The 25,031-nt window shown below is 67.1% G+C and carries 23 protein-coding genes and 1 pseudogene; 16 read left to right on the top strand and 8 right to left on the bottom strand.

Features of this window, described 5'->3' with window-relative positions:
• Window positions 1-61 precede the first annotated feature (61 nt).
• The 5 genes from dnaK to ACQPW1_RS46810 all read left to right on the top strand — a co-directional run bounded on the left by dnaK (window position 62) and on the right by ACQPW1_RS46810 (window position 5,995).
• Window positions 62-1,909: a molecular chaperone DnaK gene (gene dnaK, locus ACQPW1_RS46830; RefSeq protein ID WP_433660323.1), complete on the top strand. Its 1,848-nt coding sequence runs from the start codon at window positions 62-64 to the stop codon at window positions 1,907-1,909.
• Entirely contained in the window at window positions 1,906-2,586 is a 681-nt protein-coding gene (grpE, locus tag ACQPW1_RS46825; protein WP_433660321.1) for a nucleotide exchange factor GrpE, read from the top strand. Before dnaK ends, grpE begins: the two co-directional genes overlap by 4 nt.
• A 102-nt stretch (window positions 2,587-2,688) precedes the next feature.
• Complete coding sequence (gene dnaJ, locus ACQPW1_RS46820; protein ID WP_433660319.1) at window positions 2,689-3,849, top strand: molecular chaperone DnaJ; 1,161 nt, start codon at window positions 2,689-2,691, stop codon at window positions 3,847-3,849.
• Window positions 3,849-4,256, top strand: coding sequence for a heat shock protein transcriptional repressor HspR (locus ACQPW1_RS46815; protein ID WP_379284174.1), 408 nt, complete (start codon window positions 3,849-3,851; stop codon window positions 4,254-4,256). Before dnaJ ends, ACQPW1_RS46815 begins: the two co-directional genes overlap by 1 nt.
• A gap of 569 nt (window positions 4,257-4,825) precedes the next feature.
• Entirely contained in the window at window positions 4,826-5,995 is a 1,170-nt protein-coding gene (locus ACQPW1_RS46810; RefSeq protein WP_433660317.1) for a globin domain-containing protein, read from the top strand.
• A gap of 100 nt (window positions 5,996-6,095) precedes the next feature.
• Here the strand turns inward: ACQPW1_RS46810 and ACQPW1_RS46805 are convergent, their stop codons facing one another.
• From ACQPW1_RS46805 to ACQPW1_RS46795, 3 genes are all read right to left on the bottom strand, one after another.
• Window positions 6,096-6,911: an FAD-binding oxidoreductase gene (locus ACQPW1_RS46805; protein ID WP_433660315.1), complete on the bottom strand. Its 816-nt coding sequence runs from the start codon at window positions 6,909-6,911 to the stop codon at window positions 6,096-6,098.
• Window positions 6,912-6,932: 21 nt separating this feature from the next.
• Window positions 6,933-8,093, bottom strand: coding sequence for an FAD-binding oxidoreductase (locus ACQPW1_RS46800; RefSeq protein ID WP_433660313.1), 1,161 nt, complete (start codon window positions 8,091-8,093; stop codon window positions 6,933-6,935).
• Between the two features lie 329 nt (window positions 8,094-8,422).
• Window positions 8,423-9,358 (bottom strand): NADP-dependent oxidoreductase, encoded by a 936-nt coding sequence (locus ACQPW1_RS46795; RefSeq protein ID WP_433660312.1) that lies wholly within the window; start codon window positions 9,356-9,358, stop codon window positions 8,423-8,425.
• A 264-nt stretch (window positions 9,359-9,622) separates the two neighbouring features.
• On the opposite strand from ACQPW1_RS46795, the gene clpB reads away from it, so the two are divergent.
• The 7 genes and pseudogenes from clpB to ACQPW1_RS46760 all read left to right on the top strand — a co-directional run bounded on the left by clpB (window position 9,623) and on the right by ACQPW1_RS46760 (window position 17,590).
• On the top strand, window positions 9,623-12,178 hold the full coding sequence (gene clpB, locus ACQPW1_RS46790) for an ATP-dependent chaperone ClpB (RefSeq protein WP_433660310.1): 2,556 nt from the start codon (window positions 9,623-9,625) through the stop codon (window positions 12,176-12,178).
• Between the two features lie 175 nt (window positions 12,179-12,353).
• Window positions 12,354-13,145, top strand: coding sequence for a DUF5666 domain-containing protein (locus ACQPW1_RS46785; RefSeq protein WP_433660309.1), 792 nt, complete (start codon window positions 12,354-12,356; stop codon window positions 13,143-13,145).
• A gap of 76 nt (window positions 13,146-13,221) precedes the next feature.
• Window positions 13,222-14,406 carry a hypothetical protein gene (locus tag ACQPW1_RS46780; protein WP_433660307.1) on the top strand — a complete coding sequence of 395 codons (1,185 nt, stop codon included), beginning with the start codon at window positions 13,222-13,224 and terminating at the stop codon, window positions 14,404-14,406.
• 46 nt (window positions 14,407-14,452) lie between these two features.
• Window positions 14,453-15,156: pseudogene (locus tag ACQPW1_RS46775) on the top strand (SDR family NAD(P)-dependent oxidoreductase).
• Between the two features lie 2 nt (window positions 15,157-15,158).
• Entirely contained in the window at window positions 15,159-15,776 is a 618-nt protein-coding gene (gene pyrE / locus ACQPW1_RS46770) for an orotate phosphoribosyltransferase (protein ID WP_433660305.1), read from the top strand.
• A gap of 44 nt (window positions 15,777-15,820) precedes the next feature.
• Window positions 15,821-16,879, top strand: a complete 1,059-nt coding sequence (locus ACQPW1_RS46765; protein ID WP_433660303.1) for a beta-ketoacyl-ACP synthase 3 — start codon at window positions 15,821-15,823, stop codon at window positions 16,877-16,879.
• A 3-nt stretch (window positions 16,880-16,882) separates the two neighbouring features.
• Window positions 16,883-17,590: a lysoplasmalogenase gene (locus tag ACQPW1_RS46760; RefSeq protein ID WP_433660302.1), complete on the top strand. Its 708-nt coding sequence runs from the start codon at window positions 16,883-16,885 to the stop codon at window positions 17,588-17,590.
• An 18-nt stretch (window positions 17,591-17,608) separates the two neighbouring features.
• Here ACQPW1_RS46760 and ACQPW1_RS46755 read toward each other — a convergent pair whose 3' ends face one another.
• The 3 genes from ACQPW1_RS46755 to ACQPW1_RS46745 form a co-directional block, all read right to left on the bottom strand.
• Entirely contained in the window at window positions 17,609-18,055 is a 447-nt protein-coding gene (locus tag ACQPW1_RS46755) for a hypothetical protein (RefSeq protein WP_433660300.1), read from the bottom strand.
• A gap of 136 nt (window positions 18,056-18,191) precedes the next feature.
• The gene (locus ACQPW1_RS46750) at window positions 18,192-18,878 is read right to left on the bottom strand and encodes a TrmH family RNA methyltransferase (protein WP_433660299.1); all 687 of its coding nucleotides are present in this window, start codon (window positions 18,876-18,878) and stop codon (window positions 18,192-18,194) included.
• A 56-nt stretch (window positions 18,879-18,934) separates the two neighbouring features.
• A complete protein-coding gene (locus tag ACQPW1_RS46745; protein WP_433660297.1) occupies window positions 18,935-19,273 on the bottom strand; it encodes a DUF4190 domain-containing protein in 339 nt (112 codons plus the stop codon).
• Between the two features lie 92 nt (window positions 19,274-19,365).
• On the opposite strand from ACQPW1_RS46745, the gene ACQPW1_RS46740 reads away from it, so the two are divergent.
• The 4 genes from ACQPW1_RS46740 (at window position 19,366) to ACQPW1_RS46725 (ending at window position 23,432) form a co-directional block, all read left to right on the top strand.
• Window positions 19,366-20,739 (top strand): sensor histidine kinase, encoded by a 1,374-nt coding sequence (locus ACQPW1_RS46740; protein WP_433660296.1) that lies wholly within the window; start codon window positions 19,366-19,368, stop codon window positions 20,737-20,739.
• Complete coding sequence (locus ACQPW1_RS46735) at window positions 20,736-21,389, top strand: LuxR C-terminal-related transcriptional regulator (protein ID WP_433660294.1); 654 nt, start codon at window positions 20,736-20,738, stop codon at window positions 21,387-21,389. Before ACQPW1_RS46740 ends, ACQPW1_RS46735 begins: the two co-directional genes overlap by 4 nt.
• Before the next feature lie 157 nt (window positions 21,390-21,546).
• Window positions 21,547-22,014 carry a Uma2 family endonuclease gene (locus tag ACQPW1_RS46730; protein ID WP_433660292.1) on the top strand — a complete coding sequence of 156 codons (468 nt, stop codon included), beginning with the start codon at window positions 21,547-21,549 and terminating at the stop codon, window positions 22,012-22,014.
• 332 nt (window positions 22,015-22,346) lie between these two features.
• Complete coding sequence (locus ACQPW1_RS46725; protein ID WP_433665544.1) at window positions 22,347-23,432, top strand: glycoside hydrolase family 76 protein; 1,086 nt, start codon at window positions 22,347-22,349, stop codon at window positions 23,430-23,432.
• A gap of 44 nt (window positions 23,433-23,476) precedes the next feature.
• Here the strand turns inward: ACQPW1_RS46725 and ACQPW1_RS46720 are convergent, their stop codons facing one another.
• Both ACQPW1_RS46720 and ACQPW1_RS46715 read right to left on the bottom strand, forming a co-directional pair.
• The gene (locus ACQPW1_RS46720; protein ID WP_433660291.1) at window positions 23,477-24,124 is read right to left on the bottom strand and encodes a DedA family protein; all 648 of its coding nucleotides are present in this window, start codon (window positions 24,122-24,124) and stop codon (window positions 23,477-23,479) included.
• Window positions 24,125-24,176: 52 nt separating this feature from the next.
• Entirely contained in the window at window positions 24,177-24,833 is a 657-nt protein-coding gene (locus ACQPW1_RS46715; protein WP_433665543.1) for a DedA family protein, read from the bottom strand.
• Window positions 24,834-25,031 lie beyond the last annotated feature (198 nt).

Below are 25,031 nucleotides of genomic sequence, written 5' to 3'. Positions count from 1 at the left end.
CCGTAGGGCGGCACCCGCCCAGCACCGACACCAGTAAGTACGTCAAATAGGAGGAACAACAATGGCTCGTGCGGTCGGAATCGACCTCGGGACCACGAACTCGGTCGTCGCCGTACTCGAAGGCGGAGAACCGGTCGTCGTCGCCAACTCGGAAGGATCGCGCACCACCCCGTCGATCGTCGCTTTCGCGAAGAACGGCGAGGTGCTGGTCGGCCAGCCGGCCAAGAACCAGGCCGTCACCAACGTCGACCGCACCATTCGCTCGGTCAAGCGCCACATCGGCACCGACTGGACCGTCGAGATCGATGGCAAGAAGTACACCCCGCAGGAAATCAGCGCGCGCACGCTCATGAAGCTGAAGCGCGACGCGGAGGCCTACCTCGGTGAGGAGATCACCGACGCGGTCATCACCGTGCCCGCGTACTTCGAGGACGCCCAGCGGCAGGCCACCAAGGAAGCCGGCCAGATCGCCGGCCTGAACGTGCTGCGCATCGTCAACGAGCCCACCGCGGCTGCGCTGGCGTACGGCCTGGACAAGGGCGACAAGGAACAGACCATCCTGGTCTTCGACCTCGGTGGCGGCACCTTCGACGTCTCGCTGCTGGAAATCGGCGAGGGCGTCGTCGAGGTCCGCGCCACCTCCGGCGACAACCACCTCGGTGGTGACGACTGGGACGAGCGCGTGGTGACCTGGCTGGTCGACAAGTTCAAGGCCAGCGCCGGCATCGACCTGACCAAGGACAAGATGGCGCTGCAGCGGCTGCGTGAGGCCGCCGAGAAGGCGAAGATCGAGCTCAGCTCCTCGCAGAGCACCTCGATCAACCTGCCCTACATCACCGTCGACGCGGACAAGAACCCGCTGTTCCTCGACGAGCAGCTGACCCGCGCGGAGTTCCAGAAGATCACCTCGGACCTGCTCGACCGCACCCGTGCGCCGTTCATGTCCGTGATCAAGGACGCGGGCATCAACGTCGCAGCCATCGACCACGTCGTGCTCGTCGGTGGCTCCACCCGCATGCCCGCCGTTTCCGAACTGGTCAAGGAACTGACCGGCGGCCGTGAGCCGAACAAGGGCGTGAACCCGGACGAGGTCGTCGCCGTCGGCGCCGCACTGCAGGCCGGTGTGCTCAAGGGTGAGGTCAAGGACGTCCTGCTGCTCGATGTGACCCCGCTGTCGCTGGGTATCGAGACCAAGGGTGGCGTGATGACCAAGCTCATCGAGCGCAACACCACCATTCCGACCAAGCGCTCGGAGACCTTCACCACGGCCGACGACAACCAGCCGTCGGTGCAGATCCAGGTGTTCCAGGGTGAGCGCGAGATCGCCTCGCACAACAAGCTGCTCGGCTCGTTCGAGCTGACCGGCCTCCCGCCGGCCCCGCGTGGTGTGCCGCAGATCGAGGTCACCTTCGACATCGACGCCAACGGCATCGTGCACGTGACCGCGAAGGACAAGGGCACCGGCAAAGAGAACAAGATCAAGATCCAGGACGGCTCCGGCCTGTCCAAGGAGGAGATCGACCGGATGGTGAAGGACGCCGAGCAGCACGCGTCCGAGGACAAGGCCCGCCGCGAGGAGGCCGAGACCCGCAACCAGGCCGAGTCGCTGGTGCACCAGACCGAGAAGTTCATCAAGGACAACGAGGACAAGGTCCCCGCGGACATCAAGTCCAAGGTGGAGGCGGCCATCGCCGAGGCGAACGAGGCGCTCAAGGGCACCGACATCGCCGCGGTCAAGGCGGCCGTGGAAAAGCTGGCGACCGAGTCGCAGGCGCTCGGCCAGGCGATCTACGAGTCGTCGGCCAACGACGCGGCCGCGTCCAGCAACGGATCCTCGGCGACCGACGCCGATGACGAGGTCGTTGACGCCGAGGTTGTGGACGAGCCGGTGGACACGGAGAAGAAGTGACCCACGGCAACAATTCGGAGCAACGCAACTCCGAGCAAGAGCCGGTCACCTTCGTCGACAATCGCAAGATTGATCCGGAGACAGGTGAGGTTCGGGAGTCGGCGGCGGCAGATGCCGCCGCCGGGCCCGGCCCAGACTCCGGGAACGGCACCGAGTCCATCATCGGCGCGGCGCAGGGCGCCGAGCTGCTGGCCGACGCCATCAGCAAGGAACTCGCCGAGCGCACCGCCGACCTGCAGCGGCTGACCGCGGAGTACGCCAACTACCGGCGCCGCGTCGAACGCGACCGCAAGACCGCGATCGACACCGCCAAGGCCGCCGTGGTCACCGAATTGCTCGGCGTGGTCGACGATCTCGACCGGGCCCGGGCACACGGCGACCTGGACAACGGACCGCTCAAGTCGGTGGCCGACAAGCTGGCCACCGCGCTGCACAAGCAGGGACTCGAGGAATTCGGTTCGGTGGGTGAGTCTTTCGACCCGACCCTGCACGAGGCCGTGCAGCACGAGGGCTCCGGACACGACCCGGTGATCGGGATCGTCATGCGCAAGGGCTATCGGTTCGGCGAGCGGGTGCTTCGGCACGCGCTGGTCGGGGTAACCGATGGCGTGGCCGACGCGGCCACCACCGATCCGACCGAGGCATCGGACGCTGATGCCGGCGCGAACAAACAGTAATTCCGCGGCGCGAGCGTCGGGCCCGGAGGCGGTAGCGGAGTGTAACCACGCAGGGACCCGCGAACGCCGCAAATCGAACACTGCGAGAGGAGGAGATATCCGGTGAGTCAACGGGAGTGGATCGAAAAGGACTTCTATAAGGAACTGGGTGTCTCCTCCGGCGCCTCGCAGGACGAGATCAAGAAGGCGTACCGCAAGCTCGCCCGTGACCTGCATCCGGACGCCAATCCCGGTGATACCAAAGCCGAGGAGCGGTTCAAGACCGTCAGCGAAGCACACGCGGTGCTGTCGGATCCGGCCAAGCGCAAGGAGTACGACGAGACCCGCAAGCTGTTCGCGGGTGGCGGCTATCCACGCGGCGGCGGGTTCACCCCCGGTACCGGCCCCGGCTTCTCGCAGGACTTCAACATCGGCGACATCTTCGGCGGCGCGAACGCCGGCGACGGTGGTCTCGGTGACCTGCTCGGCGGCCTGTTCAATCGGGGCGGCACCCGGACAACGAGCCGGCCGCGCCGCGGGGCCGATGTGGAGACCGAGACGACCCTCGGGTTCCGCGAGGCCGCGCAGGGCGTCACGGTGCCGCTGCGGATGACCAGTCCGTCGCCGTGCACCACGTGTCACGGCAGCGGCGCCAAGCCGGGCACGAGCCCGCGCGTCTGCCCGAACTGCAATGGCACCGGCATCATCAGCCGCAACCAGGGCGCGTTCGGCTTCAGCGAGCCGTGCGATGACTGCCGGGGCACCGGTTCGATCATCGACGACCCGTGCGTCGACTGCCACGGCAGCGGCATCCAGAACCGCACGCGCACCATCACGGTGCGAATTCCCCCGGGAGTCAGTGACGGACAACGGATTCGGCTGGCCGGCCAGGGCGAGGCGGGGCTGCGTGGCGCGCCGTCGGGCGACCTGTTCGTCAGCGTGCACGTCAGCCAGGACAAGGTCTTCGGCCGCAACGGCGACGACCTGACCCTGGTGCTGCCGGTCAGCTACAGCGAATTGGTGCTCGGGACCACGGTTTCGGTGCCAACGCTGGAGGGGCGCGTCGGCGTCAAGGTGCCGCCGGGCACCGCGGACGGCCGCATCCTTCGGGTGCGCGGTCGTGGTGTGCCCAAGCGCGGCGGCGGCGCCGGTGACCTGCTGGTCACCGTCAAAGTCGCGGTGCCGCAGAAGCTGGACGACAACGCGGCCGAGGCGCTCCGGCGCTATGCGGAGGCGGAGAAGGCAAGCGGATTCGATCCACGGGCAGGATGGGCAGGTGCTTGATGTCCAATGATCCGAAGCAGGCGGGCGGCGGTTCGTCGCGCGTCGAGTTCTTCATGATCTCGGTGGCGGCCCAGCTGGCGGGCATGCACGCGCAGACCTTGCGCACTTATGACCGTCTGGGACTGGTTACGCCACAACGGACTTCGGGCGGCGGGCGACGCTACTCGACCAGGGACGTCGAGCTGTTGCGCGAGGTGCAGCGGCTGTCTCAGGACGAGGGTGTCAACCTGGCGGGCATCAAGCGCATCATCGAACTCACCAACCAGGTCGAGGAATTGCAACAGCGCGTCGCCGAACTATCGGCCGAGCTGGATCGGCTGCGAGCGGGTTATCGGCCCGACCTTTCGCCGCCGCAACGCAGTACCGCATTGGTGGTGTGGCAACCGCGTAATCGCCGTGGTATTTGAGCGAACAACACTCTCGCAACAATACTGAATACGGCTAGCTAACTATCGGGCCGCCGGCCTCGGAACATTGATCGTGTTCCGAGGTCAGCGGCCCGAAGTACGTCCAACTAGGGATTGGTGAAGGTTAGCCAACGGTAAGCCGAGACTCCATGTGCGACAACGCATCGGGTGATCCATTTACAGTTGATAGCCGACTGGTCAGTTTCATCTGACGCCCCGATGGCGTGGCGTGCGGCGCGGCCCGACTCAGTCGGTCGGACGTCCAGTGGTGTTGCCGCACGGTCGCTCTGGGATCGCCATCGAAGCGAAGACTGCATAACGAGTCTTGCAAATTCAGTGTATCCGTGACCGATTTCATCCGGTTTTTGCGGTCTGCCAGTCTGTTTCGTGAGTGTTTTACGCCAGGTGTCCTCGTTTCCGGGGAATTACACGCTTGTTGTTTAAACGGAGGATTCCGCTCCTGGCAAACCTCGCCTACACTCCTTGGCAACGGCTGCTGACGAGTGTCCCGCAGCACCTCACTCGCCGGCACAGTTTGTGTTCGAGTGCGAAATGGGGTTGTGACACAAATGGATTCGCGGACTGTCGCTTTGATCAGAACTACGTTCAAGGCGGTTGCTGCGGAGGAAGGGGGGCCGGAGAAATTAGCGAGATCGTTCTACGCGATCCTATTCACCGACTATCCCCAAGTCCGCGATTTCTTTCCAGCAGCCATGGACGCACAGCGTGATCGCCTGGTCAAGGCCATCAGCTATGCATTGGACCGGCTCGAGGAGCCGAACAAGCTGTTGCCCTTCCTCGCCCAACTCGGGCGCGACCATCGCAAATACGGTGTGCAGCCAGCGCATTACACCGCGGTAGCCGTCTCGCTGAAGACCGCGATGCAGGTTTACGCGGGCACCGAGATGTGGACCGACGAGGTGGACCGGGCCTGGGACGAGGGCCTGAAGATCATCGCCGACACCATGATCGGCGCGGCGGAGAAGGAAACCACGCCGCCGGTCTGGACCGGCACCGTGGTGGAACGCCGCAACGTGTTGCGCAACCTGACCGTGCTGCGGTTGCAACTGGACCAGCCGATGCAATACGCCGCCGGTCAATACCTGAGTGTGCAGGTCCCGGCCCGGCCACGGATGTGGCGCTACATGTCGCCTGCCGTGCCCGCAAATGCCAACGGGGAGATCGAGTTTCACGTCCGCGGCGTACTCGGCGGCTGGGTCAGCTCGTCCATCGTCGGCCAGACCGCCGTCGGTGATCAGTGGCTGCTCGGCTCGCCGCTCGGCGGCCTCGGCATTCCGCGCAACACCAAGCGCAAGATGTTGATGGTCGGCTGCGGCACCGGCATCGCCCCGCTGCGCGCCCAACTGATGGCGATGGCGCAGCGGCGCACCAACCCGAAGGTGCACCTGTTCGTCGGCGGCCATCATCCGTGCGATCTCTACGATCTGGACACGTTGAACAGCCTGGCCGTCGCCAATCGCTGGCTGACCATAACGCCGGTCACCGAGCACGAAGAAAACCCTTGGTGGTACACCGATTCCGGCGAACTGTCACCCGCGCACGCGGGCCTGGAGCCGCGGCTGACCGGTCAGATCGGCAAGGTGGTCGCCAGCTTCGGCGCCTGGGCCGATCGGGACGTGCAGATCGTCGGTTCGCCATCGATGGTGCAGACCACCAAGTTCCGGATGATGGCCGCGGGGACGCTCACCAAGAACATCCGCCACGACCCACTGTTCTGACCGGCCCGTCCGGGATTTCGACCCCTCCCGTTATCCCGGACTCAGTCGGAATCCGGTCGCGCCCAGTACCGCGGCCGGATTCCGGCGAGGCAGGAAAGACCTACACGCCTTCGAACTGGATCCGCTCCGCCGGGGTTCCGGTGGCGAGCAGGCGGTCGACCGTGGCATTGACCATGGCGGGGGAGCCGCACACCAGCACCTGATGGTTCTCGAACGCGCCGTGCGAACCGACCACCTCGGCGAGCGTGCCGAAGAGCATCTCGTCCGGCGGGAAGCCGATCTTCACCCGGCTGCGCTCGTACCATTCGTCTTCCCAGCCTGGATCATCCGGACTCTCGACCACGGGAATGACCGTGAGCCAAGGCAATTCACCGGCCAGCAGGTACAGCATGTCCGAGGCGTACAGGTCGCGCGGGGTGTGGCCGCCGAAGAAGAGATAGGTGTGCGGCGGTTCCGGTTCGCGCGCCAGGTCCAGGATCTGCGCTCGCAGCGGCGCCAGGCCGGTGCCGCCCGCGATCATCACCACCTCCTCGCCTGCCGGGTCGACCGCGAAGCTGCCGAAGGGCGCGCGGATCTGCCACTCGTCGCCGGGCCGGGTGTCGGCCACGATGGAGCCGCTGCACCAGCCACCGGGCACGGTGCGCACATGGAACTCCAGCTTGCCGTCCAGCGACGGCGGCAGGGCCGGCGACAGTCTGCGCCGCATGCTCGGCTGCTGCGGCACGGTGACCTCGACGGACTGGCCCGCGAGGAACGGAACGAACTCGCCGATCAGGCGAATCACCGCGAGATCGTGCCGGATTCGATGGTGTCCGACGACCGTAGCGGTCCACTCGGTCGGCAAGGGTGCGCCATTACCGAGCGCACTCGGGTCCCCCGGTGTCCTACCCACCCCGCGGACTCCGTCCGCTGCCATCCCCCATGGGGACCTCCTTCATCACACAGGATCGGAGCTGATGATGTGCTCCGGAGTACCGACCGCGATCAACGCACGCCGGGTGTCCGCGATCATCTTCGCCGACCCGGCGATCTGGATCTGCCGGTCCGCCCACGCGCCGAAGCTCGCGACCACCGCGCCCAGGTTACCGATCAACCGCCGGTGCATGCCGTACGGCTCGTCCTGCGGCGGATGGGGGTACCAGTACGGATTGGTCTTCTGTTCGCAGACCGGGACGATGGTGAGCCATGGATTGCTCTGCGAGAGCTGCCACATGTTCTCCACGTCGTAGAGATCGCAGGGGTAGCGGCCGCCGATGAAGAAGTGCACCCGCGGGTTGATACCGCGCTGACCCATCTCGATCAGCTGGGCGCGCAGCGGGGCGATGCCGGTGCCCGCGCCGATCAGCAGCACGTCGCGGCCGCTGTCCCGGTCGACGTGCAAGCCGCCGAGCGGTCCGGCGATCTGCCAGCGGTCGCCGACCCTGGTCTCGTTCACGATGGCCGGGCTGACCCAGCCGCCGCGGATCTTGCGGATGTGGAACTCGATCTCGCCGTACGGGTTCGCCGGGATGGCGGGCGAGAAGTAGCGCCACATCTTCGGCCGCTGCGGCACCGTCAGCGGCACATACTGTCCGGCCTGATAGGGGATCGGGCTCTCCGATTGCAGCCGCACGATGGCCAGGTCCTCGAGCACCCGGCGATGGCCGACCACGGTCGCCTCCCAGAACGGCTGGGACTTGTCCGAATTCGCGCCGATGGCCATGGACGCGGAGATCAGGATGGTGATGTCGCGCCAACCCTCTTCCAGGCCTCGATGCCAGGTCCCGATGCCGTTGTACGCGCGGAACGCCGAAAGCAACGCGCGGCCAGCGGCGTCGTAGTGCGCCGCGTCGACCCCGTATTTGCGATGGTCACGGGCCAACTGCTCGAGGAACTTCTGTGCCCGCTCCCAGTCCTCGAGGTGATCGAGCACGTACTGGATGGCGGTGACGATCCGCTTGGCCTGCATATCCATCGCAGGCGGGAAGAGTTCACGCAGTTGCGGGTTCTCGGCGAACAAATGACCGTAGAACGCACTGACCAACCGCTCGGCTCCGTGCGGGGACTCGACCACCGCACGGAAGTTGGCGCGGACCAGCGCAGCCGAACGCGCATCCACGACGCGAAGCTTCCTTTCCCTCAGTTCTGCCCGGGGACGTATCCGTAACCGGCGGTCCTCCGCTGATCAGTATCCCCGAAAATGCCGTGGTCGTGTTGGTATGCACAACCTGCTAGTGACTACGCCCAGCTGGCGCTTGGCTAGGTCACGAGCCTGCGATGTCCGAAGGGCTTGCTCGCTAGCGCTCGCGCGCCGTATGCAGCGCGGGTGGGGTACGGCCTCGCTGGCGCTTCGGCCGCTGTTGACAGGTTATCTGTCGGATTGCCCGGCCGGTTTCGGCAGGGTGTTCTGCCGGCGGCGCTGCTCGGCCAGCTACCAGGTAGCGGCAACTAGATGGTGAGCACCGTTTTGCCGCGCGCGCCTGCTGCACCGATGGCGGCGGTGCCGTCGGCCAGCGGGATGGTGGCGTCGATGGGGACGACCACGTCGCCTTCGGCCACTCGGTCCAGTAGGCGGGCCAATTCTGGTGCGCCGCCTTTGGATTCGATGTTGCCGCCGCGGATGCTCCTGGTGCGCAGGGCGTCTTCGTCGGCGGACCAGATGGTGGAGTAGACGGTGCCGCCGTCGCGGACCAGGGTGGTCAGTTCGGCGAGTACCTCCGGCGGGCTCACCAGGTCGTAGAGGACATCGATGCCGTCGGGGTGGGCGGTGGTGACCTGGTCGCGTACCGGGCCCGCGGTGTAGTCGACGGTCTCGGCGGCGCCGAGCCGGGTCATCTGATCGGCGACCGCGTCGCGGGCGGTGGCGATGACGTTCGCGCCCGCCATGTTCGCCAGTTGGACGAGGAAGGAGCCGACGCCGCCGGTGGCGCCGACGATCAGCACGGTCTGGCCGGGCTCGATCTTGGTGGCGTCCACCATGTCCTGCGCGGTGACGCCCGCGGTGGGCAGGGCCGCGGCCGCGACGGTCGGCACGCCCTCGGGGATGCGGACCAGGGTGCCGCCCTCGGGGATGACCGCGTATTCGGCGAAGGTGCCGTGGCCGGCCGGCGGGGTGAGGAACTTGCCGACCACCCGGTCGCCGACGGCGAAGTGCGTGACGCCGGGTCCGACCGAGGCGACGGTGCCCGCGCCGTCCACCCCGAGGATCATCGGAAAGTCGTGCGGCAGCTTGCCGTCCAGTATCCCGTCGGCCATTTTCGCGTCGAACGGGTTGACGCCTGCCGCCTCCAGTTGCACCCGTACCGTGCCGGGTCCGGGTTCCGGGACCGGCATGTCGGTCAACTCTGGCTGGGCTCCGAACTTCCGTACGACGATCGCGCGCATCCATTCGCTCCTTGAATCGGGCTGAAGAGTGATGCATCAACTAACGGCAAGGGTCATCGTATGCATCCATACCCCATGCACGCTGTGATTCATCGCATTGGCGGAGGTGTCGCGGCGTAGCGTTCAGGCAGGGCGAAAATAACTAAACTTGAGCGGAACAGACTCAACCTTTCCCACGTTGGATGTAAAGGACGGCACGCAGCCGCGCGAGATTCGTGCGGATCAGGCTCCGGCGCCATCAATCGACTAGTAGGAAGGTGACTTGTGGACTCGTTCAATCCCACCACCAAGACCCAGGCGGCCCTGACCGCCGCACTGCAGGCGGCCTCCGCTGCGGGCAATCCGGAGATTCGTCCGGCCCACTTGCTGGTGGCGTTGCTGGATCAAACCGACGGCATCGCCGCCCCGCTGCTCAAGGCTGTCGGCGTCGACCCGGCGACGGTGCGGCGCGAGGCCCAGGACATCGTGGACCGGCTGCCCAGCGCGACCGGCGCGACCACGACCCCGCAACTCGGCCGCGAGGCGCTGGCCGCGATCACCGCGGCCCAGCGCCTGGCCACCGAGCTGGGCGACGAGTACGTCTCCACCGAGCACGTCATGGTCGGCCTGGCCGATGGCGACTCGGACGTGACGATGCTGCTGAAGAAGTACGGCGCCACCGCCGACGCGCTGCGCGAGGCGTTCACCGCCGTGCGCGGCAGCGCCAGGGTGACCAGCGCGGATCCCGAGGGCAGCTACCAGGCGCTGGAGAAGTACTCGACCAACCTCACCGAGTCCGCCCGCGCGGGCAAGCTCGATCCGGTGATCGGGCGGGACACCGAAATCCGGCGCGTAGTACAGGTTTTGAGCCGCCGCACCAAGAACAACCCGGTGCTGATCGGCGAACCCGGCGTCGGCAAGACCGCGATCGTCGAGGGCCTGGCCCAGCGCATCGTGGCCGGTGACGTGCCGGAGTCGTTGCGCGGCAAGTCCGTTGTGTCGCTGGACCTCGGCGCGATGGTCGCCGGCGCGAAGTACCGCGGCGAGTTCGAGGAACGGCTCAAGGCCGTGCTCGAAGACATCAAAAACAGTGCGGGACAGATCATCACGTTCATCGATGAGCTGCACACCATCGTCGGCGCCGGGGCCACCGGCGAATCCGCGATGGACGCGGGCAACATGATCAAGCCCATGCTGGCCCGCGGCGAGCTCCGCCTGGTCGGCGCGACCACACTGGACGAGTACCGCAAGCACATCGAGAAGGACGCCGCCCTGGAGCGCCGCTTCCAGCAGGTGCTGGTCGGCGAGCCGTCGGTGGTGGACACCATCGGCATCCTGCGCGGCATCAAGGAGCGCTACGAGGTGCACCACGGCGTGCGCATCACCGACTCCGCGCTGGTGGCCGCCGCCACCCTCAGCGACCGCTACATCACCTCCCGGTTCCTGCCGGACAAGGCGATCGACCTGGTCGACGAGGCGGCGTCCCGGCTGCGGATGGAAATCGATTCGCGCCCAGTGGAAATCGACGAGGTCGAGCGCGCGGTGCGGCGACTGGAGATCGAAGAGGTCGCGCTGAGCAAGGAGACCGACGAGGCCTCCAAGCAGCGACTGGAGAAGCTGCGTTCGGAACTCGCGGACGACCGCGAGAAGCTGAACCAGCTGATGACCCGCTGGCAGAACGAGAAGAGCGCCATCGATCAGGTCCGCGTCCTCAAGGAGGAGTTGGAATCGCTGCGCGGCGAGTCCGAACGGGCCGAGCGCGACGGCGATCTCGGCAAGGCGGCCGAGCTGCGCTACGGCACCATCCCCGCGTTGGAGAAGCAGCTCGTCGAGGCCGAAAAGGTTTCCGGTGCAGCGTCGGACGGCGAGGTGATGCTCAAGGAGGAGGTCGGCCCCGACGACATCGCCGAGGTGGTTGCGGCGTGGACCGGCATCCAGGTGGGCAGGCTGCTCGAGGGCGAGAGCCAGAAGCTGCTGCGGATGGAGCAGGAGCTCGGCAGGCGAGTGGTCGGCCAGACCGAAGCGGTGCAGGCGGTGTCCGACGCGGTGCGCCGGGCGCGTGCCGGTGTCGCGGACCCGAACCGGCCGACCGGCTCGTTCATGTTCGTCGGCCCGACCGGTGTCGGTAAGACGGAGCTGGCAAAGGCGTTGGCGGACTTCCTGTTCGACGACGAGCGCGCCATGGTCCGGATCGACATGAGCGAGTACAGCGAGAAGCATTCGGTGGCTCGGCTGGTCGGTGCGCCGCCCGGATACGTCGGCTACGACCAGGGTGGTCAGCTGACCGAGGCGGTGCGGCGCAGGCCGTACACGGTGGTGCTGTTCGACGAGATCGAGAAGGCGCATCCGGATGTGTTCGACATCCTGCTCGCCGTGCTCGACGAGGGACGGCTCACCGACGGCCAGGGTCGCACGGTGGACTTCCGCAACACCATCCTCATCCTGACCTCCAACCTCGGTGCGGGTGGCGATCGCGAGTTCGTGATGAACACGGTGCGTTCGGCGTTCAAGCCGGAGTTCCTCAACCGCCTCGACGACGTGGTGATGTTCCACGCGCTGGACGAGGAGCAGCTCGAGCACATCGTCGACATCCAGCTCGACCAGCTGCAGAAGCGGCTGTCGCAGCGCAGGCTGAAGCTGGACGTGAGCGACTCGGCCCGGTTCTGGCTGGCCGTGCGCGGCTACGACCCGGTCTACGGTGCGCGTCCGCTGCGCAGGCTGATCCAGCAGTCGATCGGTGACACGCTCGCCAAAGAGCTGCTGGCGGGCGAGGTTACCGACGGCGACACCGTGAAGGTGACGGTCACGCCGGATGGGGACGGGCTCATCGTCGGGAAGTAACTGTCGGAGATGGTCGGCGGTCGATGCTTCGGTATCGGCCGCCGACTCGTTGTATGCGGCGACACCCCGGACGTGATGCGCAGTCCGGCCGCTCTAGCAGGGGCCATGTTGCATGCCGCGACTTCAGATCGCGCAAGACCGGAGCGAACGCGCCGGAACGCCTAACCTGGAAGCCATGACCAACCCGAACGATCCGTGGGGGCAGCGGCCGGAGGATGCGCCGACCGAGCACCTGGCGGGCAAGTCCGGGTTCGAGCAGCCGCTGCACACCACGGAGTACTCCGCGGCGTACGGGTCCGGCGCGCCGTCGGCGTATCCGGCCACCGAACAGTTCGAGCCGTGGTCACCGCCCCCGCCGAACGCCACCCGCGAGTTCCCGCCGCACGACAACCAGTGGGGTGCTTACGAAAGCACCTACGGTGACCAGTGGTCGGGGTTCGCGCCGCCGCCGAGCGATGCCGTCCTGCCCGGTGCTGGGATGCCGCCGCCGGAGCAGCCGCCGCGGCGCAACACCGGGTTGTGGATCGCGCTCGGGCTGGGTGTTATCGCGCTCGTCGCCGTGGTCGGAGTCATCGCGGGAGTGGTGTTCGCCAACAAGGATTCGTCGTCCACGAGCGCCGCGAGCACCTCGGCCTTTCCGACCGCGAGCAGGCCGCTGCCCGGGACGCCGCGCGGTACCCCGAGCGGCGTTCCCGGCGCCCCCGGCCTCGGCGGCATCGACAATCTCGGCGCGACCATGGGCACCATCACCACCAACGATGGCGGCACGCTGACCGTCAGCACCCTGCTCGGGTCCACGGTCACCGTGCGCACCGACGCCAACACCCAGGTGATCTCGATGTCCGGCACGAAGGTCTCCGACCTGCCCGTCGGCGACATCGTGTTGATCCAGGGGGACAAGGGCGCGGACGGATCGATTCAGGCCAGGGTCATCATCAGCACCGCGCTGCCCGGCGGCGGAAGATGACCGACGGCCGCTTCGCGCGACCCCGCACGGGCTGTCGACGGACGTTGTCCGGCCGCGCCCATTAAGCTGGACAACGATGACGGCAATGTGGTTCGGCTTGGCGGCGATCGCACTCGTGGGTGCGATCGTGCTGCTGTATTTCGATCGGATCCAGCGACAGCGGACCGGTCACGCGCGGCAGGTCTGGGCGAAATCCCAGGGCTACACGTATGTATCGGTGGAACCAGCGCTGCCCTCGACCTGGCGTCGCGGCGCGCTGGCCAAGCTCGGCTACCTCTCCGCGGTCGATGTGGTGTCTGGTATTCGCAAGGGCGAGAAGTTCGTGCTCTTCGATCTGGAGGACTCCGCGACGCTGATCGCCGTGCGTCGGCAGATCGGCTCGGACATCGATGTCGACATGCGGCTCAAGACCGCGTCGCCGCCGAAGGACGCCGATCTCGAACTGCTCGGCGCGATCGGCGACCGGGTGGTTTTCGCGACCAACCCCGAAATCGCCAGGCACGCCGTGGATCAGCGGATGGTGGCGTTCATCGAGACGCTGCCCGACACCGTGCAGATGCTCTGGAGTGAGGGCAACTGGACGCTGGGCATGTTGTCCGTCGGCACCTCGTCGCGCGAATGGGAGACCTCGATCGACGCGGTGCTGCGCCTGTCCGGGCTGCTGCACGTGCTGCCGCCGGTGAGCGAGCCGCGCTTCGACAGTGGTGGCCACGATCCCGGTCGCCCGCGTCCGCGCGGCAGGCAGCGTCCGGAGGAGTCCGAGGGCGAAGACCTCGACGAGCCCATCGGTGGCGCCAGGGTGCAGCCGCCGCGGCTGCGCAAGGACGAGGAGTTCGACGAGGCGCCATTCGTCGAGCAGGACTACGACGAGGACCGCGCCCCGCTGTCCGCCCCCGATGAACCGGAACCGCCGCGCCGCCCCTCGCTGGCCGTGGTGCCGGACGCGCGGGCCAGGGTGCGCGAGGACCGCCGGACCGCCGACGAGTGGACTCCGGAACGACGCGAAGAATGGTCGCCGGAGCAACGCGACAACTGGTCACCGGAACAGCGCGACGAATGGTCGCCCGAGCCGCGCGACAACCGTGCTCCCGAATCACGCGACACCTGGGCCCCCGCGCAGCGCGACGAACTGCCCGCCGACGACTGGGCCGACGAGCCCGACCGTCGCCCGGCGGCGCGCGAAGACGACGCCGCGGCCGAGCCGCCCGGTGGCCCGTTCCATCCCGGCTTCCGTCCGTATCAGGGACCTGTGCCGCAGTGATCGGCTCGGCCTGCGTCAGCGCAGTTCAACGGCCGATCGAGCACAGGTGACCGAACACCCTCCGGTCGTCCGCCTGCCCGGCGCGACCCGTCCCGTGGCGTTGCTCACGGGGCCCACCTCCGGCATCGGCCACGGCTACGCGATGCGGCTCGCCTCGCTCGGCTACGACCTGGTCCTGGTCGCCCGCGATCAGGAGCGGCTGTCCACCCTCGCCACCGCGCTCGAGCACCGCTTCGGCACCCGCTCCGAGCTGCTGGTCGCCGATCTGACGAAGCCGGCCGACCGCAACCGGGTGGCGGCGCGGTTGGCCGATGGCGTCGAATTCCGCGCGGCGCTGCCGTCTATGATCGCCGCGGCCAAGGGTTCGGTCGTCAACCTGGCCAGTGTGGCGGGGATGATCCCCGGACGTGGCTCGACGTATTCGGCATCGAAGGCGTACGTCGTATCCTTCACGGAAGGGTTGGCAGGTGGACTGGCCGGAACAGGTGTCCGGGTCCAGGCCCTGTGCCCGGGATTCGTGCACACCGAATTCCATGAGCGAGCCGGTATCGTACGTCGTCGCTGCCGAAAGCCTTGTGGCTGAGTGTCGACCAGGTAGTTGCCGGTTCCCTGCGTGATCTGGAGAAAGACCGGGTGCTGAGTGTGCCCGGTGTGCAGTACAAAACGCTTACCACCGTCGCCGGGATGATCCCGCGAGCCCTGGCGGCCCGACTGAATCGCGGCTTGTTCAACACACGCGGAAGGACTTAGGAATGATCGACGAGGCAACCACGAACGAGTCGGCCCTGGGCACCACAGAGCGCTTGCGAGCCGCGGATGCGCGAGGCCGCGCGGCCGGATCCGACCGAGACAGATTGGCGGCGCTGGTGCGCGAGCTCGCCGTCGTGCACGGCAGAGTCACCCTGTCCTCCGGCAAGGAGGCCGACTACTACGTCGACCTGCGCCGCGCGACGCTGCACCACAGCGCCGGACCGCTGATCGGCAAGCTGCTGCGCGAACTGGTCGCGGACTGGGATTTCGACGCGGTCGGCGGGCTGACCATGGGCGCGGACCCGGTGGCGTTCGCCGTGATGCACGCGCCGGGTCGTCCGATCGACGCCTTCGTGGTGCGCAAGGCCGCGAAGGCCCACGGCATGCAGCGCCAGATCGAGGGTCCGGACATCGTCGGCAAGCGGGTGCTCGTGGTCGAGGACACCACGACCACCGGAAACTCGCCGCTCACGGCCGTGCGCGCGCTGCGTGACGCGGGTGCGACGGTGGTCGGCGTGGCCACCGTCGTGGACCGGGAAACCGGTGCCGACCAGGTGATCGCGGCCGAAGGACTGGAGTATCGGTCCATCCTCGGTCTGAAGGATTTGGCCCTCGGCTAGCCTGGACAGCGGTCTAGTTCTTCAAAGGTGAAGGGTCATCTCCAGTGGTGAGCATTGCAATCAACAAAAATCGCGACAATGTTGCGATGCTCGGTATCGGTGCCTATCGACCGCAGCGAATCGTCAGCAACGCCGAAGTGTGCGAGGTTCTCGACTCCACTCCGCAGTGGATCTATGAGCGCACCGGCATCCAGAACCGGCGCTGGATCAGCGGCGACGAGACGCTGCAGTCGATCGCGGCCGCCGCGGGTGAACGCGCGATCGTCAACAGCGGCATCGATCGGTCCAAGATCGGCGCGCTGATCCTGGCCACCTCGAGCTGGCTGATGCTGACCCCGCACGGCGCCCCCTCGGTCGCCCATGACCTCGGCATCAACGGGATCCCGGCGTTCGACCTGACCTCCGGGTGCGGCGGTTTCGGCTACGGCCTCGGCGTCGCCGCCGACCTGATCCGGGCGGGCTCGGCCGAGTACGTGCTGTTGATCGGCGCCGAGACGATGACCGTCGGGCTCGACCCGAAGGACCGCGGCACCGCGATGATCTTCGGCGACGGTGCGGGCGCGGTGGTGGTCGGGCCGAGCCAGGAGAACGGCATCTCGCCGACGGTGTGGGGCAGCGACGGCGAGAACGCGTCCGCGATCGCACAGGACGTCAACTTCCTCGATTACATGGAGAAGGCGCAGGCCATGCAGGGCACCGACCCGGCGGTCGAGCCGATCGGCCGGATGTCGCTGCGGATGGAGGGCCCGCGCGTCTTCCGTTGGGCCGCGGTCACTTTGCCGCGCGCGCTGTCCACCGCGCTGGAGATGTCCGGGGTGGCCAAGGAGGACATCGAGGTGTTCATCCCGCACCAGGCCAACTCGCGGATCAACGAGCTGATGAAGAAGAACCTCGGCCTGGCCGACGACATCCCGATGGCCAACGACATCGAGCAGACCGGCAACACCTCCGCCGCGTCGATTCCGCTGGCGATGGAGGAAATGCTGGTGACCGGCAAGGCCAAGGGTGGTCAACTGGCGCTGCTGCTCGGCTTCGGCGCGGGTCTGAGCTATGCCGGTCAGGTCGTCACGCTGCCACCCAAGCCGATCGAGCCGAGCTTCTGACCCATGCGGGTGTTCCGGGCCGGGTTTCTCGCCGCGGCCGCTGTCACCGTCTATGCTGCCGTCACCGGCCGCGAGAAGGTGCAGTGGATCGCGAAGCCCTTGATGATGCCGCTGTTGGCGGCCGACGTGGTGACGCAGGGCGCCGATATCGATCCCACGGATCGCGCGCTGCTGCTCGGCTCGCTCGGTGCCGCGACGCTCGGTGACATCCTGCTCATCGACCCGGACAACGACCGCCGCCTGATCGCGGGTGCGTCGTCGTTCGCGGTGATGCAGGCCGGCTACTCGGTGCTGTGGTTGCGCAAGGGGGCACGCCCGCACGCCGAGGTGGCGCTGCCGCGGCTGGGCGCCTGGCTCGGCGCGGCCGTCCTGCTCCGCGCCAAGGCGCCCACCGTCGCCATCCCGTTGACCGCCTACGGTGCGACGTTGGGGACCGCGGGCGTACTCGCCTCGGATCCCGCGCTGGCTCCGGCGGCGAAATCCATTGCGGGCGTGAACATCCCCAACGCCGATCCGCGTAGCCGACTGGGCCTCGGCGCACTACTGTTCACCGTCTCCGACGGCCTGATCGTGCTGCGCCGCCTGTTCGCCCGCACCGAGCGCACCCGAAGCGTCGCCGAAGCCGTCATCCTGACCACCTACGCCGCCGCCCAATACCTGCTCGCGGATCCCGTCGCCCACGCCAAAGCCGAACAGCCGCACCACTCTTGAATCAAGACCGGTGCGGCTTCACAGGACGACGATGATCCGATCGCGGTTCGCCGGATCGACCCGAATCGAGATGGTCTCGCCGACCGCGAGCCGCGGTTTGTCCGCCGGGGTAACGTCGAAAACGATTGTGCCCCGATAACTTTCCGCCCCCGGAATGGTCAATTCCAAATCCAGCTCGGTCAATTCGGTGTGGTGATCGGTCCGCTCCAACGGATGCACCCCGTGCACCGTCGCCCACCCTTCCAGCCCATCCCGCCACAGTCGCCGATCCGCCTTCGACGGCCGCGACGCCAACATCATCCCGATCCCCACACACGTCCCGAACAACCCCACCAACGCCACGATCTGATAGGGCAAAGTCCCCGACGGGGTGTGCTGCACCACCCACCCCAACCACAGCCCGAGCACGACCAGATACGCGGCGGTCACCGCGAGCACAGTGCGCAGAATTCGCCCGTGATCCATCCCAGCCTCCACCCCGACTGTCGGACCTCCAGGATATGCCCGCAGCCGCACTGACGTGCGTAAATCAGCGCGGAGTAGTTCGGATTGGAGCCGCGCAGGCACGGCCGATCTGGCCGCGGCGGCTACGGCAGATCCCCTACCAAGCGTTGGCGAGGTCGGCGTGTTGGCGAACCCAGGCGTGCATTGCGATGCCTGCCGCGACGCCCGCGTTGATGCTGCGGGTGGAACCGAACTGGGCGATCGAAACGGTCATGGCGGCAGCGTCTTTCGCGTGTTCGGTGACGCCGGGACCTTCCTGGCCGAACAGCAGCAGGCAGTGGCGTGGCAGTTCGGCGGTTTCGAGGGGAACCGAGCCGGGCACGTTGTCCACCGCGACCACGGTGAGTTGCTCGCGCGCGGCGTAGTCCAGCAGTTCGGCGATGCTCGCGTGGTGCTCGATGTGCTGGTAGCGGTCGGTCACCATGGCGCCGCGGCGGTTCCACCGTTTGCGGCCGACGATGTGCACGGCCGCCGCGGCGAAGGCGTTGGCGGTGCGCACCACCGTGCCGATGTTGGCGTCGTGCCCGAAGTTCTCGATGGCGACGTGGAACGGGTGCCTGCGTGCGTCGATGTCGGCGACGATGGATTCGCGCGTCCAGTACCGGTAGGCGTCGACCACGTTGCGGCGGTCGCCGCCGGTCAGTAGTTCGGGGTCGAGCCGAGGATCGTCCGGCGGCGGCTCCGCGTGCTCGGCGGCCCAGGGGCCGACGCCGTGCGGGTGCTCGCCCCACTCGGTGGGCCCGGCCGGGTCCTGCTCCGCCGCGTCCGGCGCTGGGTGATTCACTCCGACGATGCTAATTCCGCTCGCGGCCGCGCTGTCACGCGGCCGGAGCGGCGGTGTCAGTAGCTGCTGCTGGTGCTGTCCCAGGTGCCGAGGATGCCGAGCGCGATGAACAGTCCGAAGAACAGGATGCCGATGATGATCAGCGCCGAGGCGATAATCCCGCAGATATAGCCGACCATGACATTCGAGCGGCCGCCGAGCGCACCGCCGGACGCGTCGATCTCGTTGAGCGCCCGCTTGCCCATCACCCAGGCCACCGGACCGATGATCTGACAGAACACCAGGCTGAGAATGCCGAGGACCAGAATGATGGTGGCCTGTGGGTGTTCCGGCGGCGGTCCGTAGGCCCCGTAGGCTGGATAGCCGTACGGCGGCTGCTGCGGCGGGTAGCTCATCTGCTGGATGGTAGTTGGTGTAGCCAGCTACACCATGCATTCGGCGGACAGCTCCATCGAACACCGCCGCCACGCCGACAACCATGGAAGCCATGACCGAGACCCACGTCGAACCCACCCTCGTGCTCGACCCGACGCCCGGAAAAACCGGGCCGTCCGCCGAGCGGGTGTTCCGTGCCGTGCTACGCGCCCCGTTCCAGGCTCGCGCCTGGAAAGAACTCGTCTACGTATTCACCGTCTTCGTCCTCGGCTGCATCGCCTTGATGTACATGTACGCCGGGTGGGGCGGCGGCCTCGCGATCTCCCTCACCATCATCGGCGTGCCGATCCTCGCGGTGATCCTGCTCGGCGGCCGGACCTGGGCCCGGATCTATCGGGCGCTGGCGAAAGACCTGCTCGATACGCCGGTGACGCAACCGCCGCCGTTCCGGCCCGAGCCGGGATTGTTCGGCTTCATCAAGGGCGCGTTCACCGATCGGGCCAGCTGGCGGGCCGCGCTGTTCCTGCTCGCGCAGTCCGTGCTCGGTGTGGCGGTCGGCTGGGTGGTGCTGATCGCGGTCGCGATGACGGTGTTCGTCGCGCTCTCGCCGATCGCGTGGTGGCTTTTCGATCCGATCAACGTCGATGCGCAAGGCGTGGAACACCATTCGATGGCCCAGTTCGGTGACTTCTACATCGATACCTGGCCGCGGGTGCTCGGGTTCGCCGCACTCGGCGTCATCGGCTGCTTCGTGCTGCCGTGGCTGCTGCGCGCGGTCTGCTGGATTCACCGCCTGCTGACCATCGCTTTGCTGAGTGCGACCGCGGGCGATCGACGGATCATCGAACTGCAGCAGGGCAGGCAGGCCGCGGTGGACGACTCGACGGCCACGCTGCGTCGGCTGGAGCGCGATCTGCACGACGGCACCCAGGCGCGACTGGTCACCATCGCGATGGCGCTCGGCCGAGCCGAGGATCGGCTGTCCTCGGGTGCCGACCCGCGTGACCTGATCGCCGACGCGCACGCCAGCTCCAAGGAGGCGCTGACCGAACTGCGCGAGCTGGTCCGCGGAATCCACCCGCCCGCACTGGAACTCGGGCTCGGCCCGGCCCTGGAAACCCTGTCCGCGCGCAGCTCGGTGCCGGTGGAACTGCGGGTGCACCTGCCCGAACGGCCGAACCCGGCGATCGAGGCGATCGCCTACTTCTCGGTCGCCGAGCTGCTCACCAACGTGGTCAAACACGCCAACGCCACCAGGGCCTGGATCTCGGTGGTGCCGACGGACTCGCGGACCATCGCGGTCACCGTGCGGGACAACGGAATCGGCGGCGTACTGGAACCCGCCCCGGGCGAATTCGCCGCGGGCAGCGGACTTTCGGGCCTGGCCGCGCGAGCGCGCACCGTCGACGGCACCCTGACCGTGCAGAGCCCGACCGGTGGGCCCACCGTGGTGACAATCCTGCTGCCGAAGGCAGGCTCACGGTGACAGAGTCGCTGCGCATCGTGATCGCCGAGGACAGCGCGATCCTGCGGGACGGGCTCGCGGGACTGCTGACCGAGCGTGGTCACGAGGTGGTCGCCATGATCGGCGACGCGACAACGTTGAGCGACGTGGTCGGCCTGCACAATCCCGATGTCGCCGTGGTGGACGTGCGGATGCCGCCGAGCTTCACCGACGAGGGCCTGCTCGCCGCCATCGAACTGCGCCGCAAGTATCCGATGACCGGCGTGCTCGTCTTCTCCCAGTGGGTCGAAACCCGTTATGCCACCGAACTTCTCGCCGGAGGCGCGAGTGGTGTCGGCTACCTGCTCAAGGACCGGGTAGCCGACGTCGGAGATTTCGTCGACGCACTCCACCGTGTCGCCACCGGCGGCACCGCCCTAGACCCGGAGGTGGTGAGCCAATTGATGGGCGCGTCCCGCCAACAGGATTCCCTGACCCGCCTCACCCCGCGCGAACGCGAAGTACTCGAACTGATGGCCCAGGGCCTGTCCAACAACGCCATCGCCACCTCCCTCACCGTCACCGAACGCGCCGTGGAAAAGCACATCGGCAACATCTTCACCAAACTGGACCTACCCCCATCGGATACCCACCACCGCCGTGTCTTGGCGGTCCTGCGGCTGAAGGGATAGAGCGCCCGCCGGACCTTCAGCGGTCGGTTTCTATGTGGCAGGCAAAGCGATGACTATCGAAATGCATTTGCCGGATCATCTGCTGACGATGTAGGACTGGATCGCGTTGCCGGAGGACAGCAGTCGTAGCTTACAAACCTGAGGGGGTTCTGGGGTCATGTCACCGAGGTCGTTGTCGAAGCACCAGCGGGTGATCTGGCGGCTCGCGGCACAACTGGAGTCCCAACTTCCCGACACCCACGGTGTACTGACCAAGTCTGAAGTCGTGATCGATCCAGGCCCGCCACCAACGATCCGCGTCCCCGATGTCCTGGCAGTGCCCTCTGAAGGTATCGATGTGAACCTTCCGCGCTGGGACGCCGCCGATGTTCTCTTGGCTGTAGAGATCCTCTCGATCGGTTCCAAGCGGACCGACCGCGTCACCAAGTTCGCTGAATACGCTGAGGCCGGCATCGCTTACTACTGGCTCATCGATCTCGACGAGCCGACGAGCCTGACCGCCTATCACCTGATCGACGGAGATTACGAGCTGGTCGGTGAGCACTCAGGTCGGGCGACCCTCGACATTGCCGGAACGCCGGTCGAGCTCGATCTGCCCGCTCTGACCAGTAGCAGGGCCAGTTGACGATGCTGCGGCGTCGACAATGATCCGCTGCATGGGCATGAGCGAAATGCATGCGTTGGTGAGTATTTAGCCACTGGCCACAGTCATTGGTGGAGTTCGCGGTAAGCCGCCGGTCGTCCGCCGCGGCCTGGGCGTGCTGGGGCCGAGAACAAATACACATCGCTTCTGTAACAAATCGGGCGCGGAAATCCGGGCGGGGCTGGCACCATTGGTGCATGACCACGCGGAGGGCACAGGACCCGCGGCGCCCCACGCCGCGGTCGCTGGGTGAACGCTCGCAGGCCGAGCGGGATGCCGTGGCGACGCCCGCGCTGTGGTCCGAACGTGCCGACATGGCGGAATCCGCGATCGTGTCCCGGCATTTGCGGGCGCTGTGGGCGTTGCCGGGGACCGAGTTGGGGGTGGTCGGCTGGCCGGCTACCAAGCGGGAGCGCGCGTTCGGGTCTTGGCATTACTGGTGGCAGGCGCACCTGATCGACTGCGCGGTCGACGCGGCCAATCGGATGCCGACGCCGGTGCGGCGCAGGCGGATCGCCGCCATCGCGCGCTCGCACCGCATTCGCAACATCACCGGCTGGACCAACAAGTACTACGACGACATGGCCTGGCTTGCCATCGCGCTGGAACGGGCGGAGCGAACCGCGGGGGTCACCGAGGCGCGCAGCGGGCTGATCGCGTTGGAGAAGCCGCTGTACGAAGGCTTCAACCCGGCGGTCGGCGCCGTGCCGTGGCGCATCGGGTCCGACTACTACAACGCGCCCGCCAACGGCCCGGTCGCCATCGCGCTGCTGCGGCTCGGGCGGCACGCGCGGGCGCAGGAGATGGCCGACTGGCTGGACAAGACGCTGCGCGATCCGGCGAGCGGCCTGATCCTCGACGGCATCCACCTGCCGTCCGGTGAGATCGAGCGGCCGGTGTTCAGCTACTGCCAGGGCGTGGTGCTCGGCGTGGAAACCGAACTGGCGATGCACACCGGCGAGCCCCGGCACGGCGAGCGCGTCCACCGATTACTCACGGCCGTCGAAGAACACATGACCACCCGCGGCATCGTCAACGGTGGCGGCGGTGGCGACGGCGGACTGTTCAACGGCATCCTGGCCCGCTACCTGGCGGTGGTCGCGCTGATGCTGCCCGGCGACGACAAGGAGCAGGAGGCGGATCGTCGTGCCGCCGCCGGTATCGTGCGCGCCTCCGCGACGGCCGCCTGGGCGAACCGGCTCGAGGTCGAGGGCGAGCCGCTGTTCGGACACGACTGGAGCCAACCGGCGACGCTGCCCGGCGGCATCGCCGGGGCGGGCCGGTTCACCGCCGGTGGCTCGGTGACCTCGTCCAAGGTGCCGGAACGCGACCTGTCGGTGCAGCTGTCCGGTTGGATGCTGATGGAGGCCGCATACCTGGTCACCGCCGCCGGGCTGTAATCAGAACTCCGACTTCGCTTTTCCCGACGTCACCGGCGGCAGGGTCAGTCCGCGTCGACGATGCCGCTCGGCGAGCTCTCCAGCTCGAACTCCTCCGCGGGCTTGGCCATCTCCTGCCGGTAGTGCCGGATCCCCAGCACCGTGCCGACGATCAGGCCGAGCACCAGCGTGCCGATCACGATCGGCATCAGCCACCGCACCCGATCCAGGAAGCCGCCCGCGTAGTACCCGATGAGCAGCAGCACCGGCGCCCAGATGATCGCGCCGACCGTGCTGGCCACGGTGAACTTGCGGTGATCCATCCCGGCCGCGCCCGCGACCGTCGGGCACAGCGTGCGCACCCACGGAATCCAGCGGGCGATGAGCACCGCGACGAACCCGTGCCGCTCCAGCAACTCGGTGACTCGTTGCAGATTGCGGGTGTTGATATAGCGGCCGTTCTTGCGCGCCACCAGGCGATGCCCGGTCCGCGCGCCGATCACATAGCCGACCTGATTACCCGCGATGGCCGCGAGCATCGTGCCCACCGACAGCGCCCACACCTGCGCTTCGCCCGACGCGTTCGACGCCATGACGATGCCCGCGGTGATCAACATGGAGTCGCCGGGCAGGAAAAGCCCGAGAATGACCGCGCACTCGATAAAGACAAAGGCAAGTACCACTGTCCAGACAAGCGCGGGCCCCGCTGACATCAGCGGATCGAAATTGCCCACTGCTAGGGGCGAGGACGCCGCGATCACGAGCTCAGCGGGTCGACTCGTTCGTCGAGACGGTCAGCTCGGCTTCTTGCCGGGCCGCCGGCTCCGCGCCACGATTGAGCAGCTTCTTCGCCACCGCGAAGATGCCGGGCAGCACCGAGATGAGCACGATGAGAAGGAAGATCGCCTCGACGTGCTTCCTGATGAAGTCGACATTGCCGAGGAAGTAGCCGAGCACGGTGACGCCGCCGCCCCACAGCACCGCACCGACGATGTCGAACGCGACGAACTTGCGGTAGTCCATCTTGGACACACCCGCGAGCACCGGCATGAAGGTGCGCACGATCGGCACGAACCTGGCCAGGATGATGGTCTTCGGTCCGTGCTTTTCGAAGAACTCGTGCGTCTCGGTCACGTAGTGCTTCTTGAAGAAGCGGGTGTCTTCCTTGTGGAACAGCGCGGGCCCGATCGCCCGGCCTATCCAATAACCGCTCTGGTCACCGGCGAATGCGATCGCGATCACGGCGGGCAGCAGCAGCCAGATCGACACCGGCGGATTCGCCTGCGCCGCGAGCAGGCCGCCGGTGAACAGCAGCGAATCGCCGGGCAGGATCGGGAACAGCAGGCCGGTCTCGATGAAAACGATCACCAGGATGGCCGGGAGCACCGCGTTCTTGAGCCACGTCTCCGTGAGCAGGTGCATCGGGTCGAGCAACTCTTTGATAGCGAGGTTGCTCGTCACCGATTCTGTCGCTGCCAGCAGAATCACGCGGTCTCCTGTTCTGGATACGGCTGGCCTGATCGCTTGCCATCGCATCGGAAGCTGCCAGCGTAATTACCGGGCCCACAGTACCGGGTTCGACTGAGAAACCCCGCGCTGTGCGCGAAACTACCGACTGGT

Origin of the sequence: Nocardia sp. CA-128927, assembly GCF_050955855.1 — a bacterium.
GTDB lineage: Bacteria > Actinomycetota > Actinomycetes > Mycobacteriales > Mycobacteriaceae > Nocardia.
Note: the sequence above shows the minus strand (reverse complement) of the source record. Positions and strands in the feature narration are given on the sequence as shown.